We start from the raw sequence: 18,683 nt of genomic DNA on the forward strand, positions 1-18,683 counted from the left end.
TTGAAAACCTAATGATTGATTGCCCTTCTTTTATGAGCAAACTCAATATACGTTTTAAGTATTTCTGGATTAGCCATTGAACCAACATTAATCACTTTTTCTGGCTGATGACCTAATAATATCCTTTTAATCGGTACTTCCATCTTCTTACCGGTCAACGTTCTCGGCACCTGCTCCACAGCAATAATTTCATTTGGAACAAACCGTGGTGAAACTTGTTGTCGTATGACATCTTTAATATGTGAAATGAGTCCATCTTCGAGTAGTTGATCTTGCTTTAACACTACAAATAAAGCCATATATGAATCTTCTTCTAGTGCTTCTAAATCAACTACTAAGCTATCGCTTACAATCTCTATACTTTCGACTGCTCGATAAATTTCACTAGTACATATGCGAACGCCTTGTTTATTAATGGTTGAGTCTGACCTGCCAAAGATAATGGATCTCCCTTTATCATCAAACTGAATCCAATCTCCATGACGCCAAATTCCCGGAAAAGTACTAAAATAACTTTCTTTGTAACGCTTGTCACCTTCATCATTCCAAAAATAAATTGGCATCGATGGCATTGGATTAAGAATCACTAATTCCCCTACCTCATTAAGTACGAGCTTTCCATCGTCATTAAAAGCTTGAGCGTTTACACCTAAAGCCTTTGTTTGAATTTCTCCAGCACGAACGGGCAAAACGGGGGACCCTCCAATAAAAGCTGTGCATACATCTGTACCTCCACTTACGGAGGCTAACCATACATCCTGTTTAACCTCGTTATATACCCATTTAAAACCGTCTATGCTTAGGGGAGATCCTGTGGAACAAATGGCTTTTAAATGGGGGAATGTATACTTTTCTTTCGGTTTAATTCCTAATTTTAAACTTGCCTGTATAAAAGCAGCACTCGTGCCAAAGAAACTTACTTTTGTTTTTTCGGCTAATTCCCATAAAACATCGGGTTTTGGGTACATTGGGCTACCATCATATAAAACAATCTTTCCACCTGTTAAAAGGGCACCAACAAGTAAATTCCACATCATCCAACCCGTTGTCGTAAACCAAAAAAATACATCTTCGTTTGTAACCCCTTCTTCAATGACTAATACTTTTAAATGTTCAAGTACAATGCCTCCTTGACTGTGTACAATTGGTTTAGGCAGTCCTGTCGTTCCAGATGAAAATAAAATCCATAAAGGATGATTAAAAGGCACTGGTTCGAAAACAAGTTCACTCTTTCTTTTCATTACTTCTTGCCAGTCGATCGTTTTCTGTGGATTTAACCGTTTATAATCACTATTTATGCTCTTAAACAACACGGTTCGCTTCAAAGTTGGTAGTGCATTCTGTAAGTGAGCCACTTGATCAACTCGGTCTGATGTTTTGCCATTATATACATAACCGTCCACTGCAATGAGTACATTCGGCTCAATCTGTTTGAACCGTTCCACCACACTTTCCATACCGAAATCAGGTGAACAACAAGACCATACTGCTCCAATACTCGCACATGCTAAAAAAGCAATAATCGTCTCAGGAATATTAGGCATATAACCAACGATACGATCTCCTTTTTTTACACCTATCTCTTTTAAATAACCTGCTAGTGAAGCCGTTTTTCCCCTTAATTCTTTCCAGGAAATTTCCTTTATATCTTCCATTTCTGATCGGAAAATAAGTGCTGTTTCATCACCTCTATCATTTCTGAACACATGCTCAGCATAATTCAATGAGGAGCCTTCAAACCAACTAGTTCCTGGCATTTTTCGAGATTGTAAAACATGTGAGTATGGCGTATATGAAATGATTTGACAATATTCCCATACATATCCCCAGAATAATTCTAATTCATCAACTGACCATTTCCACAAATGATGGACATCATTTAATTCGAGCTTCTTTTCGTTTCTGATCCAATGAAGAAATTTTGTTACCCCTGCTTTCTCTATCTCCCTTTCGCTCGGTTGCCATAAAAGTTGACCTTTTGAAACCGCTTCCATTTCCTTCGCCACCTTCATTCTCTTTTGTAAAATGGACGAGAATCTGAGATGAAATGATTTTCCATTTTATATATATTATCAAAAAATCGTTATTATCATACTATTTAATATATATTCTCCTAGTATAAGTGGCTACTACTATTATTATTATTAAAAATAATTCTATTTGTTTATCTTCCTGTCTCTTCCCTTGACTTCTAAAATTTTAATAAATTCTAACATTTAGCTTTTTTCTAGAGATAACCTTTGACAAGTTGGATAAAATGATGTAAATTACGTAATGGGCGAACAATTAATATGTTAACCCAATATAATATTCGTATTTTGAGGTGCTAGCTATGGAAAACGTATTTGATTATGAAGACATTCAATTAATTCCTGCTAAATGTATTGTGACTAGTCGTTCTGAGTGTGATACAGCTGTAACGCTCGGAAAACATAAATTCAAACTCCCAGTTGTCCCTGCAAATATGCAAACAATTATCGATGAAAAAATTGCTACTTATCTTGCTGAAAACGGTTATTTTTATGTCATGCACCGCTTCCAACCTGAGACGCGTAAAAACTTTATTAAGGATATGCATGCACGTGAACTCATTGCTTCTATTAGTGTTGGTGTAAAAGAAGAAGAATATGGTTTTATTGAAGAATTAGCTTATGAAAAAATTGTACCTGATTATATTACAATCGATATTGCTCACGGGCATTCCAATGCAGTCATTCAAATGATTCAACATATTAAATTACATTTGCCTGATGCTTTTGTTATTGCTGGTAATGTAGGTACACCTGAAGCTGTCCGCGAATTAGAGAATGCCGGTGCAGACGCAACAAAAGTAGGCATTGGGCCAGGAAAAGTTTGTATCACAAAGATAAAAACTGGTTTTGGTACAGGTGGCTGGCAATTAGCTGCACTTCGTTGGTGCGCAAAAGCAGCAAGCAAACCTATTATTGCTGATGGTGGGATTAGAACACATGGCGATATTGCAAAGTCTATCCGTTTTGGCGCATCAATGGTCATGATCGGTTCATTGTTTGCTGGTCATGAAGAATCACCTGGTGAAACAATTGAAAAAGATGGTAAGCTCTACAAAGAATATTTCGGTTCAGCCTCTGAATTCCAAAAAGGCGAACGTAAAAATGTTGAAGGCAAAAAAATGTACGTCGAGCATAAAGGTTCTCTTGTGGATACATTAAAAGAAATGGAACAAGATTTACAATCTTCTATTTCTTATGCTGGTGGAAATAGGCTTGAGAGTATCCGCAATGTAGATTATGTAGTAGTAAAAAACTCAATCTTTAATGGTGATAAAGTTTATTAAACAACCCGATTAAGCCAAGAAAATCATTTATTTCATCCTGCCAGGGATTTGACCCCCGGCAGGATGAGTGCGTTTATTTTGAAGTGAAAACAGGTTTTCTTTTCTCCATAAAGGCCTTTGTTCCTTCCTTTTTATCCGCTGTTGCAAATAAAACTGCTTGTGCTAATTTCTCAATTATTTGTCCTGTTTTTTGATCGGTTTCTGCACCATATTGTACAGCCATTTTAGCGAGCTTAACCGCTAATGGACCTTTAGCTAAAATTTGCTCTGCTATCTCATCTACTTTATCCTTCAAAAATTGCAATGGGACAACTTCTGTTACTAAGCCATGTGTCATTGCTTCCTCAGCAGAAAGAAATTTTCCTAATAGAATCATTTCTAACGCCTTTCCTTTTCCAACAATTCGCGATAGCCTTTGCGTACCACCTGCACCTGGGATAATTGACAAATTTAATTCTGGCAAACCAATCTTGGCATGATCCGCCATCACTCGTATATCACATGCTAATGCCAGTTCACATCCTCCACCAAGAGCAAGACCATTAATCATGGCAATTGTCGGCATGTCATAAGCTTCAATTTCATCATAAATTTCTTGCATACTACCTGTTGCAAAAACATCTAACATTTCCTTCTCATTTAGTTGGGTAATGTCTGCACCTGCTGCAAATGCCTTGTCTCCTTCTCCTGTAAATACAACAAGCTGGGACACTCCATCATGTTTAATTTCTACAAGAGCATCCCTTATCTCACTAAGCGTTTCTTTACTTAATCTATTTCTTACTTCTGGTAGATTAATATATATATAGGCAAGTTGACCTTCTTTTTTTACAATAATGTTTTCATACATCAGATTTCCTCCTTCTTATTTTTGAAGGTTTTCAATCAACATAGCCATTCCTTGGCCGCCACCGACACAGAGAGAGGCAATGCCAAATCTTCCCTTCTTTTTTGCTAGTGCATGCATTAAAGTAACGACAATTCTAGATCCGGTTGATCCAAGTGGATGTCCGAGAGCAATTGCTCCGCCATTAATATTTATTCGTTCAGGTGGTAGCATCAACTCTCTTTGTACTGCAATGGCTTGAGAAGCGAACGCTTCATTTATTTCAAATAAATCTATGTCTGCGATACTAAGCTTTGTTCTTGCCAATAACTTCCGTATTGCCGGTACAGGTCCAATCCCCATGACTTCAGGTGAAACACCGACAGATGTCCAATCATGAATCATTGCTCTTGCTGATAATCCCCTTTTATCAGCTTCTTGTGCTGTCATAAGCAAGAGTGCTGAGGCGCCATCATTTCTTCCACACGCATTTCCTGCAGTTACGCTACCACCTTCTTTAAATACCGGCTTTAAGCTGGCAAGCTTTTCTCGTTTTGTCTCCGGTCTTGGATGTTCGTCCTGAGCGAAAGTGATTTGTTCTCTTTTGTTTTGTATTGTTACTGGGATGATTTCTTGTTGAAATGCGTTCATTTCTTGCGCCCTTTTATACTTTTGCTGACTTTCATATGCAAACTGGTCTTGATCTTCCCTAGCAATATTGTATCGCTCGGCAACATTTTCTGCTGTCATCCCCATCCCTAAATGAGCGCCATAAATTTCTTGCGGTTGTTGACCATTCTCTTTATTGGCATCCACTAGTATTGTTTGGTCACCTCCAAAGCGTGAGCCTCTAATAAAAATGGGGGAATTACTCATACTTTCCGTACCACCTGCGATAACAACATTTGCCTGTTTGGAATAGATTTGTTGCATACCTGAAGCGATGGCTTGCATCCCTGATGCACATAATCGATTCACAGTAAAAGCGGGGGAAGTTTCAGGAATGCCCGCTCTTAAAGCAGCTACTCTTGCCACGTTGGATGATTGCGAAGATTGTCTCACTTCTCCTAATACGACTTCTTCAATAGTCGATGGGCTCACATTGACACGTTTAAGTAAGCCAGATATAACATCGGATGCTAAGTAGCTAGAAGATATATTACGTAATGTTCCTCCATACCTTCCAATCGCTGTTCTTACGCCATCTACAATGACGATTTTGTTTAGGTCCATTTTCTTCCCCCCTTAGTTATATTCTTTATTTAATTGAGCAGCGATGATATTTTTTTGGATTTCTGATGTTCCTTCATAAATCCTCGTAATTCTCGCATCACGATAAAACCGTTCAATAGGAAAATCTGAAATGTATCCAATCCCGCCATGGACTTGTACGGCTTTATCAGCCACACGGTTATATACCTCTGAGCCGAATAATTTAATCATCGCTGCTTCCTTAATTACTTTCTTCCCTTCATCAACCATCGTAGCTACTCGGTACGTAAAAGATCGTAATGCTTCTATATCGACAGCCATTTCCGCTAACATATGAGCAACGGCCTGATGCTCAATAATTGGCACATTGAACTGCACCCGTTCTTTTGCATACGTCATTGAAAGATCTAATAATTTTTGGGCGGAACCTAAGTTTCTGGCGGCCAAACCTGCACGTCCGTTGGCAAGAATCGTTAATGCATTCACATAGCCTCTCCCTTCTTCACCCAGGACATTTTCTACTGGGACTTCACAGTCTTCCATAATTATTTCTGCTGAATGTGAACCACGAAGGCCCATTTTATGTTCAATCGCTCCTACTTGAAAACCAGGAAAACTTTTTTCTACAATAAAAGAAGTAATCCCTTTTGCACCTTTAGATGGATCTGTGACAGCCATAACCGTAAAAACATCTGCTTGAGGTGCATTTGTAATATAGTGTTTTAACCCATTTAAAATATATTTATCGCCTTTACGTACTGCCGTCGTTTTTAAATTAGTGGCATTCGAACCAGCCTGAGGCTCTGTTAATGCGAAGGCGCCTATTTTCTTTCCTGTAGCCATATCAGGTAAGTACTTCTGTTTTTGATATTCATTTCCCATTTCCACAATGCCCACTGATCCGATACCCGTATGACCACCAATCAAAGTTGTGAATCCATTATGCGTGGCACCAATTTCTTCATACAATGCACATTTGCCTACCATCCCAATGCCTAACCCACCATATTCTTCTGGAATACTTAAACCAAATAAGCCGAGCTCTTTTGCCATTTCTACAATTTTATCTGGGATGTGATCCTCTTTTTCGATCTGCATCGCAACCGCTTCCACTTCATTTTGCACAAACTCTCTAACACCTTTTTTCAACACTTCGATATCTTCACTTACTGTATAACTCATATCATCGGCCTCCCTTTATTTTTGAATATTCACTATTTTCTTACCGTGTTGATCGTATGCGTACCATCCTTTACCTGTTTTTCTACCTAATTCACCTTTTTCCACTTTTTCTACTACCGACTGTTTCGGGCGATCCACCTCTAGCCCTGTTTCTGCATATCTTTGCTTCCTTACAGCATAATTCACATCAAGACCAGTTAAATCCATTAATGCAAATGGGCCAATAGGATGACCTAAAGCCTTTTCGACTACGAAATCGATTTCTTCATAACTGGCATATCCATGTTCATATAAATAAATCGCCTCATCCATAAGTCTCGCTAAGATACGATTGGCGATGAAACCTGAAATTTCTTTTTGTAGAAGTACTGGTTTTTTTCCGATACTTTGAATGAATGTCATCGCTTGCTGTGCAACTTCCTTTGAAGTATGCGGACCTTGAACAACTTCGACAAGCTCCATCACAAGTACGGGGTTAAAGAAATGGATATTACATACACGATTTTGATAGGTTAACTTATCTATCAATTTAGAACTCACTATAGTGGAGCTATTCGTCGCAATGATACAATTTTCCGAGACAATCTTTTCTAAGGATTGAAATAATGTTTGTTTTGCCTCTAAATCTTCAATAATAGCTTCTATGATAATATCTACATCATGTAACTGATTAATTTCAGTAGTAAATGTTAAATGTTCGAAAGCTTTATCCACCTCATCACGCGAAAATCTTCCTTTTCTCACCCTCTTTTCTAACTGTGTTTCTAACACTTCTTTCGCTTTTATTAAACGATCGTTAGATATATCTTGTAACACGACATCATATTGATGAAGCGCTGCTACAACAGCAATTTGTGCACCCATTGCTCCCGCTCCAATCACACCAACTTTTTTTATATTTGTCATTCTCGTTTATTTCTCCTTTCTAATTCTTCTTTCACAAGTAATCTTTTCAATAATTTACCAACACCGTTTCTTGGTAGATGACTTCTTTCTTCGAAAACTCTCGGTACTTTATAAGGTGTTAGTTTCGTATAACAAAATGCTTTAATTTCTTCAAGATGAAGCGTATAACCTTCTTTAGCGACAAGAAATGCTTTCGGAATCTCTCCATTTTCAGAATCAGGGATACCGACTACGGCAACTTCAGCAATACCTTGATGTTCATAAAGGACATTTTCCACTTCTTGAGGATAAATATTAAACCCCGAGAAAAGAATCATTTCTTTTTTACGACCGACAATATAGAAATACCCATCTTCGTCTACTGTGGCTAAATCACCTGTAAACAACCAGCCATCTTGTAACGTAGAGGCTGTATCTTTCTCATTGTTCCAATAACCCTTCATCACTTGTGGACCTTTAATGACCAATTCACCGACCTGATTGATCCCCAAATCCTCCTGTTTTTGATCAACGATACGACAATCTACATCAGGAACAGGAATACCGATGCTCCCATGTTTATGTGTGCCATTTATTGGCGTACGGTGAGTCGTTGGAGATGTTTCCGACATACCAAACCCTTCTAAGATGGTACAACCAGTTAATTGCTTGAATTGTTTAATAACCTCTACTGGCAATGGCGCTGAACCGGATGAACATATTTTAAGAGAGTTTAGTCCTGCGAATCGTACATTTGGATGATGGATAAAAGAGAGATACATTTTAGGGACACCTGGAAACATGGTTGGTGCATATTTCTTCACTTGATTTAAAACCTCATCAACGTCAAATCGTTCAAAGAGCAAGATTCGCGCTCCTAAAAAGATGCCTACATTCATAGCACTTGTCATCGCATACACATGATAAAGCGGGGTTGCCGCTAATATCGTTTCATTTCCAAAAGCCACTTTTTGTCGATACATCACATAACTTTGGTAAACATTCGCAATTAAATTATGATGTGTAAGCATGGCTCCTTTTATCGTTCCCGTTGTTCCGCCTGTGTATTGTATAATGGCTAAATCGTTTTTAGGATCTATAGACGCTTCAGTAAATTTGATACTTCCATTTTTAAAAATATCTATCATATGATGAACGATTGAAGATACTTCCCTATTAATACTGACATTTGTGGCATACATAATATGTTCTAAATCATACACTTCTCTAATTTTCTGCAGTGCAGTGACTGATTTTTCACCAACCACTAGTGCGCGTAATGCTGTATCATGAAACACTTGCAATACCTCTCTTGGTGTATAGGCTGGGTTAATTGGCACGATGATAAGACCCAGTGCAAGACTAGCATAATAGGCAGTGATATAATCTGGATGGTTTCCGAGCCATAACCCGATTCTATCCCCTTTTTTTAACCCACAACTCTGCCAATACGAAGCAAGTGCGTCCGTTCGTTTCTTCAGTTCCTCATAGGTAAGTGTTTCGTAATTAAAAATGATAGCCACATGATCTCGATAAGACTGCGCAGTTTCCTTTAGCATTTCATATAGGCCAATATGAGGTATGTGGAAATTTGGTAACCGATCTTCATAATATTTTTCCCATACTCTTTTTAATGAGAGATTACTCAAGACACATTCCTCCTTTATGTGTCACATATAGTCTTTTAATATATCTCTTGCGATAATTAGCCGTTGGATTTCATTTGTGCCTTCATAGATTTTCGTTATTCTTGCATCACGATAATACCTTTCAACAGGATAATCAGCGACGTAGCCCATGCCACCATGAATTTGCACTGCTTTGTCAGCCACTCGATTAAACACTTCAGACGCGTAAAGTTTAGCCATTGAGGATTCTTTCACAACTTTCTTGCCTTGATCGACTAAATGGGCGGCTTTTAATGTTAATGTTCTTGCTGCTTCTGTTTCTGTTGCCATATCAGCTAACATCCATTGTATTGCTTGATTCTTTGCAATTGGTTTACCGAACTGAATACGTTCATTCGCATATTTCGCTGATAATTCAATGAGTTTATCACAAGATCCAACTGCCCTTGCCGCTAACCCAATCCGTCCTTCACTTAAAATAGTTAGTGCAGCTACATATCCGAGACCCACTTCTCCTATAACATTTTCTTCTGGCACTTCACATTGATCAAATAATAATTGTGCAGTATATGAACCTTTTAAACCCATTTTTTTATCCTTTTTTCCTACTGTAAATCCAGGAAAATCTTTTTCTATTAAGAAGGCAGTAATCCCCTTTGCGCCTTTGTCTTTATCTGTAACAGCAAAGACCGTAAATACATCTGCTACAGGCGCATTCGTGATGAAATGTTTTGACCCATTAAGAATCCACTTATCTCCCTTTTTTTCTGCTTTTGTCGCAAGATTAGTAGCATCAGAACCTGCCCCAGGCTCTGAAAGGGCAAAACAAGCAATTTTTTCTCCTGATGCTAAAGCAGGTAAGTATTTTTCTTTCAAGTAAGGAGAGCCAAGCCTTACTAAACCTGTACTACCAATACCTGTGTGTGCACTAATTAAACTAACAAAACCATTATGCGTGCGACCTAATTGTTCTAATACAGCGGTTTTCCCAACCATGCCAAGACCAATACCCCCATACTCTTCTGGTATACTCATCCCAAATAATCCAAGTTCCTTCACTTGCTGAACCAAAGAATCTGGTATACGGTCCTCATCTTCAATTTGTTGTGCTAAAGGCTCTACTTCCTTCTCGACAAATTGGTGAACCATCTGCACGATTTGATCGATTTCTTGGTTTTGAACTGTGAACATAAGATCACTCCTTTGTTTGCTTTATTAATATAGATGCAAAAACCATGCCATCATTTTTAACTCATGATAAATCGTTAATGAATAGCTTTAACACAAGTTATATAGTTATTTTTTCCGCATTATTTAAATCAGCAAAAAAGTAAACGCTTACTTTTTTGATTCAAAAAAGAATAGAGTTGATTCACAAATGAATCAACTCTATTCCATACTTTTTAAGCTTTCTTGAAATTGTCGGCTGGCTTGTATGCAAAGCGGATGCGAGCTCATAGGTTGTTGTACATTTTTTTAAAGCTTTCATAATAGCTTTTTTTTCTGCTGCTTCTACTACATCCTTTAATGTCTCTATTTTTTCATTTTCATATGGAAAATCTATTTCTCGCTGATATTCTGGTGGAAGATCATTCATTGTAATGATAGACTCTTGTGAGACAATAACCAATCTCTCAATTAGGTTGGCTAATTCACGAATATTGCCTGGCCATTGATAATGATATAAAAATTTTTTTACATCATTATGTAGATCCTTGTTGAAATGATACTTTTCGTTCGTCTGTTTTAAGAAATATTCGATTAGAGGATAAATATCCTCCCGCCGATCCTTTAAAGAAGGGATTTCAATGGTAATCACATTTAATCGATAATATAGATCTTCGCGAAAAAGACCTTTATTCACCATCTCTTTTAAATCTCTATTGGTCGCAGCAATGAGCCTTACATTTACATTCTTCGTCTTCGTTCCGCCTACCCGTTGGATTTCCTTTTCCTGAATAACTCTTAACAATTTGACTTGTGAAGCCAACGGTAATTCCCCAATCTCATCTAAAAATAAAACCCCTTCATCGGCTAGTTCAAACATCCCTGGTTTCCCTTGTTTATCTGCACCTGTAAAAGCACCTTTTTCATAACCGAATAACTCAGATTCAATTAATTCTTCTGGAATCGCACCACAGTTTAATTTAATATATTTGCCCTTCATTCTTCTATTGCTTGTTTCGTAAATATATTTAGCAAGAACATCTTTTCCTACGCCTGTATCACCAAGAAGAAGAACTGTGGCATCCACATTAACAATCCTTTCAGCGGTTTCGTATACATGCTTCATTTTTTCACTTTCTATGACAATCGATTGCTGATGTATGTTAATGTTTTGTTTTAACCTTTCAATTTCTTGACGGTAAGAGAGGTTTAATTTATTCGCTTCTTTTAGAGCATTTTGTAGTTCTATCAACTGTGATAAATCTCTAATATTTGTGACAACACTTTCTACTTCACCCGTATCGTCAAAAACTGGACTTCCTGTAAGAAGCAACGACTCATTGCCAGCTCGATTAAATTGGACATGTGAAATCGTTTCTTTCTTTTCTATCACCCTTTTCGTTAACGAACTCTCGAGAATTCCTCTTTCAATTAAAGCATCGACCTTTTTGTTCATATAATAGTCTTTTGGTATCCCTGTAATTCTCTCCATTGCGGAATTGGTTAAAATGGTATTACCGTTTCGATCGGTTAAATAAATACCATCGTAAGAGTTTTCTATTATTGCTTCTAGTAGCGTATTTGCCTTCATCAAGTCACTTACTTTATTCATTAATTGAGACAATTCGGAAGATAGAATCCCTATATATAAGTAGTGATGTTGTCCTGATTGACTTCTGATAAACAGAAGAAAATCTTCATCCGTTAAAAAGGCAACCTTTATCTTTTCATTACCATACGCATTCCATCTAGGAAATAGGTCGTCAATATATGTAGAAGGCTTCCCTTTTATCAAGATACGTAATGATTCGCTCATCGAAATAATCTCACCAGTGAGCGTTGTCTCTACTGTCAATAAAAGATTACGATTCTTTACAATCATCTACTATCTTCACCTCTTCACATGGTAAGAAAATAGAGGAAATAATTTCACTATATTTCCTCCTAGCTTGGAACGTGGATTAACTATTCGTATCGGCGGTTTTCTTTGTGTGCTGATCAAAAAAAGAGAGAACTTCTTCAAACACAAGCTGCTCATTTTCTTTTTTAGAAAATCCATGTCCCTCATCTTGTAATAAAATATACTTAACTTCACGTCCTTTTTCCCTCAATGCTTGCACAATTTGATCAGATTCCTCTTTCACTACACGGGGATCATTTGCTCCTTGAATAACGAGCATCGGTTTAGTCATAGCTTCCAAATAAGTAATAGGGGAATATTCAGTGAGTTTTTCCTTATCTTTTATGGGATTTCCAACCCATTGATCCATAATCGGTTTCCAATCTTCTGGAACTGATTCTATAAACGAAAATAAATTAGAAGGTCCGAAGATATCGACCACCACTTTAAAATAATCTGGATGTCTACCATGTAAAAGTAGTGCCATATATCCGCCGTAGCTTCCGCCCATTAATAGAATGTCACCTTTCTTTGTATAACCTTTTTCAATGAGCCACTCTATACCAGCTATATTATCTAACCTAGGACCATCTCCCCAATCACCCTCTACCATTTTCATAAAGGACAGCCCATAACCCGTTGACCCTCTAAAATTAGGGGCAAAGATGCTATATCCATGATTGATAAGGAACTGAAAATAGGAACGAAAAGATTTTCTCTCTGCTGCTTGGGGTCCACCATGTGGCCAAAATATAACTTCGCCATTATTTACCTCTTTATTTGCTTCAAACCATAATGCTTCAATTTCTAAACCATCAAATGAAGGATAGTAAATCGTTGTCGGCTCGACAAGCTCTGATTCTTCCACACCTGGTACGTGATATTCAGTTAACTGCTTCCACTTTTCACCCTTTTTCAATTGATAAATATTGTGCGGTTTAATAGCGCTTCTTCCTAAAAGATATAAATTTCCTGAGTCATGAACAACTAATTTTTCAATGATATCACAAGGGATTTCTATCTTTTGTAAGGTATTATAATCTAATGAATAAGCATAAAGAAAATCCTCCACTCCTTTTTCAGAAGTTAAATAGATGATGTGATTACGCTTATCATAATGAATGGAAGAGAAACTTTCATGGTCAAGCCCGATGACTTTACGAAATTGCTTTGTCATGATATTAAATTCGGCCAAATAAGTGAAATTTTCTTTAAAGTTGGTGATCAAATAAATCGTGTCTTCCGTAGTAAACAAAGATCCAGTTACAGTATGCGCCTCTTCCTCTTTTTCAGTTAAACAAAGCTTTTCACTTTCCGTATGTACATAAGAGAGAGAATGCGTATTGGCATATACAGTAGATGAAATATAACTCTCTTCATTTGGACTCCAACTATCTAGAAAGGTCATACCTTCTTTACCCTCTAGGAAAAGTTCTTCTTTCTCCGTTTCTATATGATATCTATAAACATTTAAATAAGTTGGATTATCTTTACCCGAACTATAATATAAATATTGGCTATCTTTTGATAATAAGGGATTAAAATTCCTCGTTTTTTCATTATTGATTAGTTGTTTCAATTTCCCACCACTTGGATGGACTGCATAATATTGCGCACACTCATCCCCATCATGATCAAAACCCGCAAGTATAAACTTGCTATTTTTATCATAGAGGAGACCCATGCACACTTGATTTTTGAATGTTAACTGAACTGGAAATTGTTGCGGCAAATTCATTGCCCATAAATTATAGTAGCCATTTAAATTTGTACTAAACACAACTTGGGACTCATCGGAATTGACGACAAAATCATTAATGCTTAACGTTTTTAAAAACTGATCCATCTCAGGTTTTGGAAATTGAATCATAGAGTTGCCCTCCCTATTAATAGAGTATTCTTATTATTCAGTATACCATACTCTGTTTTACCAATTAAAACCAAACAAAAGCGAACATAGTATGACATTTTTATTTCAAATCTACTTGTTTGCAATAATTTCTCTATAACTGCCCAAAATACCGATAGGAGGAATTACAAATGAGCCTTCTCTTTTTTATATTTTTTTCTTTCTTGTGATTGAAAAAGGTTCAATTGGTCATTCTGTTAATGCAGCGTGTTTACTTAAACTTCCTTCATTATAAATGTAAGGCAAATAGAAAGAGGATACTAACTATGATCAGACTATTTGGAGGACGAATTTTCAAAACAGGCATTTCTGTCTTTATTACTGCATTTCTATGTCAGCTATTTACATGGCCACCAACCTTTGCAGTCATTACCGCTCTCGTTACGATTGAGCCTACGGCGAAAGAATCCATTCGCAAAGCACCAGCTAGATTTCAAGCTTCTTCTATTGCAGCTTCTTTCGCCGTTTTATTTACCTTTATCTTTTCAGATAGTTCGTTGGCTTACGCTCTAACAGCCGTTTTCACTTTGATGATATGTACGAAGTTAAAACTAGAAGATGGCCTACTTGTTGCCGCTTTAACCGGTATGGCCATGATATCAATTGTCCAAGAAGCTTATATGGCAACATTGTTAATGAGACTTGGAGGTACAACACTTGGTTTATTAATTTCAACTTGTGTAAATATATTTATTTTACCCCCGAATTATTTACTAAAAATAAGCAAAACGTCTACTCAGTTAATGAATCGTATGGAAAATATTCTTGTATATGTGACGAACAACATCAAACAAGGAAATAGCAGCAGAAACGAGATCAAACAAGTCATTGCAAAGATTGAGGAAGAAATAGCACATTACCAACAGCTGATACAATATCAAAAAGATGAATGGCGCTTTCATAAATTTTCTAGGAAGGATGTATTTTACCTAAGGCAGAAAGAAAGGCATTTAAATATCCTAAAACAAGCGTTCATCCACTTATTCCAGCTTGTAAACCTTTCTTTGAAAGAGCTTACACCATCACCTTACTTAATGAGATTATTGCAAGATACTATACTGCATCTGAAACAGCCATCAAAGCAACCTAATGAAGAGGACTATTTTCATTTAAGAACACAATATACATTGAATGACAACCACCTTAAAATTGAAGAAAATATGCTCGCCATACAACAACTCATCATGCAGTATCAAATGAATGAAGAAAAGTTAAGAAAACTAAATGAGAGAATAATTAATGTAGAAAATACGAGTATTTAAGTTTTTTTTTGAGCGTAGTGTGTAGAAGAGGATTTTATTTTGCAGCGTTATTCAAAATTTGAGCTGTGGTTATTAACTGTTATTTTCTGTTTTGCAAAGGAACTATTACTTATACGGCGCTCTCATTCTTGGGGTTTCGTCTGAGAGCAGCGATTCTCTCATTTAGGATATTTTTATTCTGGGGGCTTTTTCTAAAAGCAAGAATTCGCCCTTATATCACTCTTCTTACAGTTTTAGAAACAAATGAAATTACATTTCAACAAAAAACCACAGATTACTTAATCTGTGGCACTACTTTTCTATATTTATATTGTTCAACATTCATTGCATAGTGTGTATCCTGACACCTTATATCCTTTTCTTCTAAGAAATCGAATGCTCATGTTTTTTTCTATTTTTGATGAAGCAATAACGTGTACGCTCTTTCCATCGATTTCATGATAAAAGCGATGGAGATAAGCAATTGGAATATGGAGACGATGATGAGCCTGATCTACTTTTTCATTATAGTCTCTCACATCAACAATCCGAACATCACTATCATGATTGTCTTGTAACACTTGTGCCTTCACACCTAATACCGGCAAATATCTACTATATATAAAAGTCAAAAGTAAAATGATTAAGAGTATACTAATAAACGTAAGCATTTTTCCCCCTAGGATGTTATATTCACCCTCATATTCTATACCCCTATTGGTATGAAGTCAACAAGAAGAACTCACCATCCACATATCAATTTCTAAGCGTCATTTATTTTTTCTAAAACCTATAGCTGAAAGCTATTTTTTAATATCACTTTCATGTTTTGTAAAAGTAAGTAATAAGAAAAGAACAAAGCTAATCAATAGGATACTTCCTCCAACAATATAAAAAACCGTATTAATCATCTCTGGCATAAAACCTGGCTTAAAGATAAACATAGCCATTCCAGTTGTTAAACCAATGGTGCCGATAATGGCACTAGTGACATGTAATTTTGCAAGGAATCTTAGCTTCGGAGTAAATAATTGATAATATACCGCCCATGCGAAAAGTGATAGCCAGCCAACAACTAAACTATGAGCATGGATGGGTTTGAAAGCATAACTACCTGCTCCGGCCATATGTGATCCTAGAAAAGCACCTATCACTGCAAAGATAGCAGAAAACCTGAGTAATATTTTGCTAAATTTATTCAATTGACACTCACCCTTTTCATCTTCATTCATTTGATTTTATTTTGTCATCATATGTCCTATCTCACCTTTTATGACTGACAAAATAAGGTTATAGAATGAATATGAACGGAGTATGAACAATGGTTTACAATAGAAATGTTTTACTAATTCGATTGTTTTGGTAGCATAATTGTAAAAATCGTTCCTTCTCCTTCTTCACTTTCAACTCGCACTTCTCCTTGGTGAAGATCTACGATTGAATAAACAATGGAAAGTCCTAAGCCAGAACCAGCAATGGAACGATTTCTAGAAAGGTCGGAACGATAAAAACGATTGAAAACCTTTTTCATTTCCTCCTGATTCATCCCAATACCATTATCCTGAAATTGTACTTTTATCCAGCCCCCTTCTTCTATAAGAATAATGGAAATATCCCCATTTTCCTTTCCATATTTAATGCTATTTGTGAGTAAATTTTCCCAAACAGAATAAAGCAAGGAGGGGTCCCCTTCGATCATACATTCAGGCAATGAATAACTTAGCATCATGCCTTTGTCTTCTAAATGCCACTGATATTGTTTAATCACTAACTTTAGTTGTTCACTCATATTAAATAAAACGATATTCACCATATCTTTCCTATAGTCGATAGAAGATAATAATAACAATTGATTTGTTAAAACAGACAAACGGGTTACTTCTTCTTCCATCATAGTCATTTGATTCATTTCTTCATCTGTTCTTTTCTTTTCCTTAAAAAGATGTAAGTAACCTTTTATATTTGATAAAGGCGATTGAATATCATGTGAGATATTTGTAATAAATTCTTTGCGCATTTCATTTGCTGCTTCTAATTTTTTCGTCATTTTCATAAAACTTTGAGTAAGAGAACCAATTTCATCTTTTCTATTAGTAGGTAACTCAATACTGTACTCTCCATTAGCAATTACTGTTGTTGCTTCATTTAACTTTCTAATCGGCTTTACAATATACTTTGTACTGATGAACACGAATAAAATACTTAATAAGAGGATACCAATCAATAACCAAGCAAACATAATGTGCATTTCGCTAAATAAAAGGGAAATGTCAGGTCTGAGAAAAAGAGCATACTCCCTTCCTTGATAAGTAAATGGTACACCGACAGTATTTTTAAGTTCGTTAGCAAAAAAACCGGTCACAAATGTAGCATGTGGAAAGAGATTAATACCGTGATAAATCCGACCATTCAAGACTTGTTGAACAGCAGCACTACTTAAATTATGTTCGCGATACTCCGCTCCATAAAAAGATTCCTCTCCAAGACCATCAGTTACAAATATTTGATAACCAAAAGAGCTGATATGCGTAAGATATAGTTCCTTATTGATTTGTGGATTCTCCTCCATGAAGGTAATAGTAGCTTTCGCCATTTCTGTCACTTTGGCATCGTTTTTGGGCTTTAATGTTTGTTGATAATATGCATTGCTCAAAATAAATGAAATGACACTGCTTAGAAGCATAATACAAATGGTTGTGAGAGCAATTTTTGAGTAAAGTGTTTTCATTTGGCTATCTCCAATGAATAACCGATACCACGAATCGTTTTTATTATTACATCCACCTCTAACTTAGATAAGCGGCTACGTAAACGTTTAATATGTACATCAACGGTCCTTTCATCCCCAGAAAAATCAATGCCCCAGATTTGTTCAATTAATTGCTGTCTACTGTACACTCTATTTTGGTTAGCGGCCAGAAAATATAATAACTCAAATTCCTTCAGTGGTAATAGATAGGTTTTATTGCTCACTTCAATTTCATAGCTTTTTTTATTGATATATAATCGGTCGAGCTTGATACTCGTTGTTCCTACCTTACCATATCTTCGTAATAAAGCATTGACACGGAATAATAACTCTTTCGGCTCAAATGGCTTTACCACATAATCATCTGTACCGACTGAAAATCCCTTTGCTTTATCATCTAATTGTCCCTTTGCCGTAAGCAGGATAATCGGGAGGTCAAAATCCCTACGAATCGTTTTTGTTAGTTGATAGCCATCCATGTTCGGCATCATTATATCCGCAATAACAAGATCGACTACTTCCGTTTCTAATATTGCCATCGCATCCTGTCCATCTTTTGCCTCAGTGGTTTGATAGCCTTCTTTTTGTAAACTATCCTTCATTAAATAGCGAACATGTTGATCATCATCAACAATTAAAATTTTTCTCACAAGAAACACCTCTTCTTC

General features: G+C 36.5%; 15 protein-coding genes. 2 read left to right on the plus strand and 13 right to left on the minus strand.

What is annotated here, in order from left to right:
* Positions 1-8: 8 nt before the first annotated feature.
* A complete protein-coding gene (locus MHI57_RS04920) occupies positions 9-1,994 on the minus strand; it encodes an acetoacetate--CoA ligase (RefSeq protein ID WP_340975270.1) in 1,986 nt (661 codons plus the stop codon).
* 338 nt (positions 1,995-2,332) lie between these two features.
* On the opposite strand from MHI57_RS04920, the gene guaC reads away from it, so the two are divergent.
* The gene (gene guaC, locus MHI57_RS04925; RefSeq protein ID WP_307313397.1) at positions 2,333-3,316 is read left to right on the plus strand and encodes a GMP reductase; all 984 of its coding nucleotides are present in this window, start codon (positions 2,333-2,335) and stop codon (positions 3,314-3,316) included.
* Positions 3,317-3,389: 73 nt separating this feature from the next.
* Here the strand turns inward: guaC and MHI57_RS04930 are convergent, their stop codons facing one another.
* The 8 genes from MHI57_RS04930 to MHI57_RS04965 all read right to left on the minus strand — a co-directional run bounded on the left by MHI57_RS04930 (position 3,390) and on the right by MHI57_RS04965 (position 13,986).
* The gene (locus MHI57_RS04930) at positions 3,390-4,166 is read right to left on the minus strand and encodes an enoyl-CoA hydratase/isomerase family protein (protein WP_095372977.1); all 777 of its coding nucleotides are present in this window, start codon (positions 4,164-4,166) and stop codon (positions 3,390-3,392) included.
* A 15-nt stretch (positions 4,167-4,181) separates the two neighbouring features.
* Positions 4,182-5,375, minus strand: a complete 1,194-nt coding sequence (locus MHI57_RS04935) for a thiolase family protein (RefSeq protein WP_095372976.1) — start codon at positions 5,373-5,375, stop codon at positions 4,182-4,184.
* Positions 5,376-5,387: 12 nt separating this feature from the next.
* Positions 5,388-6,536, minus strand: a complete 1,149-nt coding sequence (locus MHI57_RS04940) for an acyl-CoA dehydrogenase family protein (RefSeq protein WP_307313393.1) — start codon at positions 6,534-6,536, stop codon at positions 5,388-5,390.
* 15 nt (positions 6,537-6,551) lie between these two features.
* Positions 6,552-7,442 (minus strand): 3-hydroxyacyl-CoA dehydrogenase family protein, encoded by an 891-nt coding sequence (locus tag MHI57_RS04945; RefSeq protein ID WP_340975272.1) that lies wholly within the window; start codon positions 7,440-7,442, stop codon positions 6,552-6,554.
* Entirely contained in the window at positions 7,439-9,070 is a 1,632-nt protein-coding gene (locus MHI57_RS04950; protein WP_095372973.1) for a long-chain-fatty-acid--CoA ligase, read from the minus strand. Before MHI57_RS04950 ends, MHI57_RS04945 begins: the two co-directional genes overlap by 4 nt.
* A 21-nt stretch (positions 9,071-9,091) precedes the next feature.
* On the minus strand, positions 9,092-10,240 hold the full coding sequence (locus MHI57_RS04955; protein WP_095372972.1) for an acyl-CoA dehydrogenase family protein: 1,149 nt from the start codon (positions 10,238-10,240) through the stop codon (positions 9,092-9,094).
* A gap of 181 nt (positions 10,241-10,421) precedes the next feature.
* Entirely contained in the window at positions 10,422-12,098 is a 1,677-nt protein-coding gene (locus MHI57_RS04960; protein WP_340975274.1) for a sigma-54 interaction domain-containing protein, read from the minus strand.
* A gap of 79 nt (positions 12,099-12,177) precedes the next feature.
* Entirely contained in the window at positions 12,178-13,986 is a 1,809-nt protein-coding gene (locus tag MHI57_RS04965) for a S9 family peptidase (protein WP_328197824.1), read from the minus strand.
* Positions 13,987-14,291: 305 nt separating this feature from the next.
* On the opposite strand from MHI57_RS04965, the gene MHI57_RS04970 reads away from it, so the two are divergent.
* On the plus strand, positions 14,292-15,287 hold the full coding sequence (locus tag MHI57_RS04970; protein ID WP_157733956.1) for an aromatic acid exporter family protein: 996 nt from the start codon (positions 14,292-14,294) through the stop codon (positions 15,285-15,287).
* Between the two features lie 314 nt (positions 15,288-15,601).
* Here MHI57_RS04970 and MHI57_RS04975 read toward each other — a convergent pair whose 3' ends face one another.
* The 4 genes from MHI57_RS04975 to MHI57_RS04990 form a co-directional block, all read right to left on the minus strand.
* Positions 15,602-15,937 (minus strand): hypothetical protein, encoded by a 336-nt coding sequence (locus tag MHI57_RS04975; RefSeq protein ID WP_095372968.1) that lies wholly within the window; start codon positions 15,935-15,937, stop codon positions 15,602-15,604.
* A gap of 132 nt (positions 15,938-16,069) precedes the next feature.
* Entirely contained in the window at positions 16,070-16,468 is a 399-nt protein-coding gene (locus MHI57_RS04980) for a hypothetical protein (RefSeq protein ID WP_095373662.1), read from the minus strand.
* Between the two features lie 143 nt (positions 16,469-16,611).
* Entirely contained in the window at positions 16,612-17,994 is a 1,383-nt protein-coding gene (locus tag MHI57_RS04985; protein ID WP_095372967.1) for a HAMP domain-containing sensor histidine kinase, read from the minus strand.
* Positions 17,991-18,665 (minus strand): response regulator transcription factor, encoded by a 675-nt coding sequence (locus tag MHI57_RS04990; RefSeq protein ID WP_095372966.1) that lies wholly within the window; start codon positions 18,663-18,665, stop codon positions 17,991-17,993. Before MHI57_RS04990 ends, MHI57_RS04985 begins: the two co-directional genes overlap by 4 nt.
* Positions 18,666-18,683 lie beyond the last annotated feature (18 nt).

This window comes from Cytobacillus sp. FSL K6-0129 (genome assembly GCF_038007625.1).
In the GTDB taxonomy this organism is placed as follows: domain Bacteria; phylum Bacillota; class Bacilli; order Bacillales; family Cytobacillaceae; genus Cytobacillus; species Cytobacillus kochii.

Coding starts and splice junctions, on each gene's coding strand:
- MHI57_RS04920 (WP_340975270.1), bottom strand. CDS start 1,994: ATGGAAGCGGTTTCAAAAGGTCAACTTTTATGGCAACCGAGCGAAAGG.
- guaC (WP_307313397.1), top strand. CDS start 2,333: ATGGAAAACGTATTTGATTATGAAGACATTCAATTAATTCCTGCTAAA.
- MHI57_RS04930 (WP_095372977.1), bottom strand. CDS start 4,166: ATGTATGAAAACATTATTGTAAAAAAAGAAGGTCAACTTGCCTATATA.
- MHI57_RS04935 (WP_095372976.1), bottom strand. CDS start 5,375: ATGGACCTAAACAAAATCGTCATTGTAGATGGCGTAAGAACAGCGATT.
- MHI57_RS04940 (WP_307313393.1), bottom strand. CDS start 6,536: ATGAGTTATACAGTAAGTGAAGATATCGAAGTGTTGAAAAAAGGTGTT.
- MHI57_RS04945 (WP_340975272.1), bottom strand. CDS start 7,442: ATGACAAATATAAAAAAAGTTGGTGTGATTGGAGCGGGAGCAATGGGT.
- MHI57_RS04955 (WP_095372972.1), bottom strand. CDS start 10,240: ATGTTCACAGTTCAAAACCAAGAAATCGATCAAATCGTGCAGATGGTT.
- MHI57_RS04960 (WP_340975274.1), bottom strand. CDS start 12,098: ATGATTGTAAAGAATCGTAATCTTTTATTGACAGTAGAGACAACGCTC.
- MHI57_RS04965 (WP_328197824.1), bottom strand. CDS start 13,986: ATGATTCAATTTCCAAAACCTGAGATGGATCAGTTTTTAAAAACGTTA.
- MHI57_RS04970 (WP_157733956.1), top strand. CDS start 14,292: ATGATCAGACTATTTGGAGGACGAATTTTCAAAACAGGCATTTCTGTC.
- MHI57_RS04975 (WP_095372968.1), bottom strand. CDS start 15,937: ATGCTTACGTTTATTAGTATACTCTTAATCATTTTACTTTTGACTTTT.
- MHI57_RS04985 (WP_095372967.1), bottom strand. CDS start 17,994: ATGAAAACACTTTACTCAAAAATTGCTCTCACAACCATTTGTATTATG.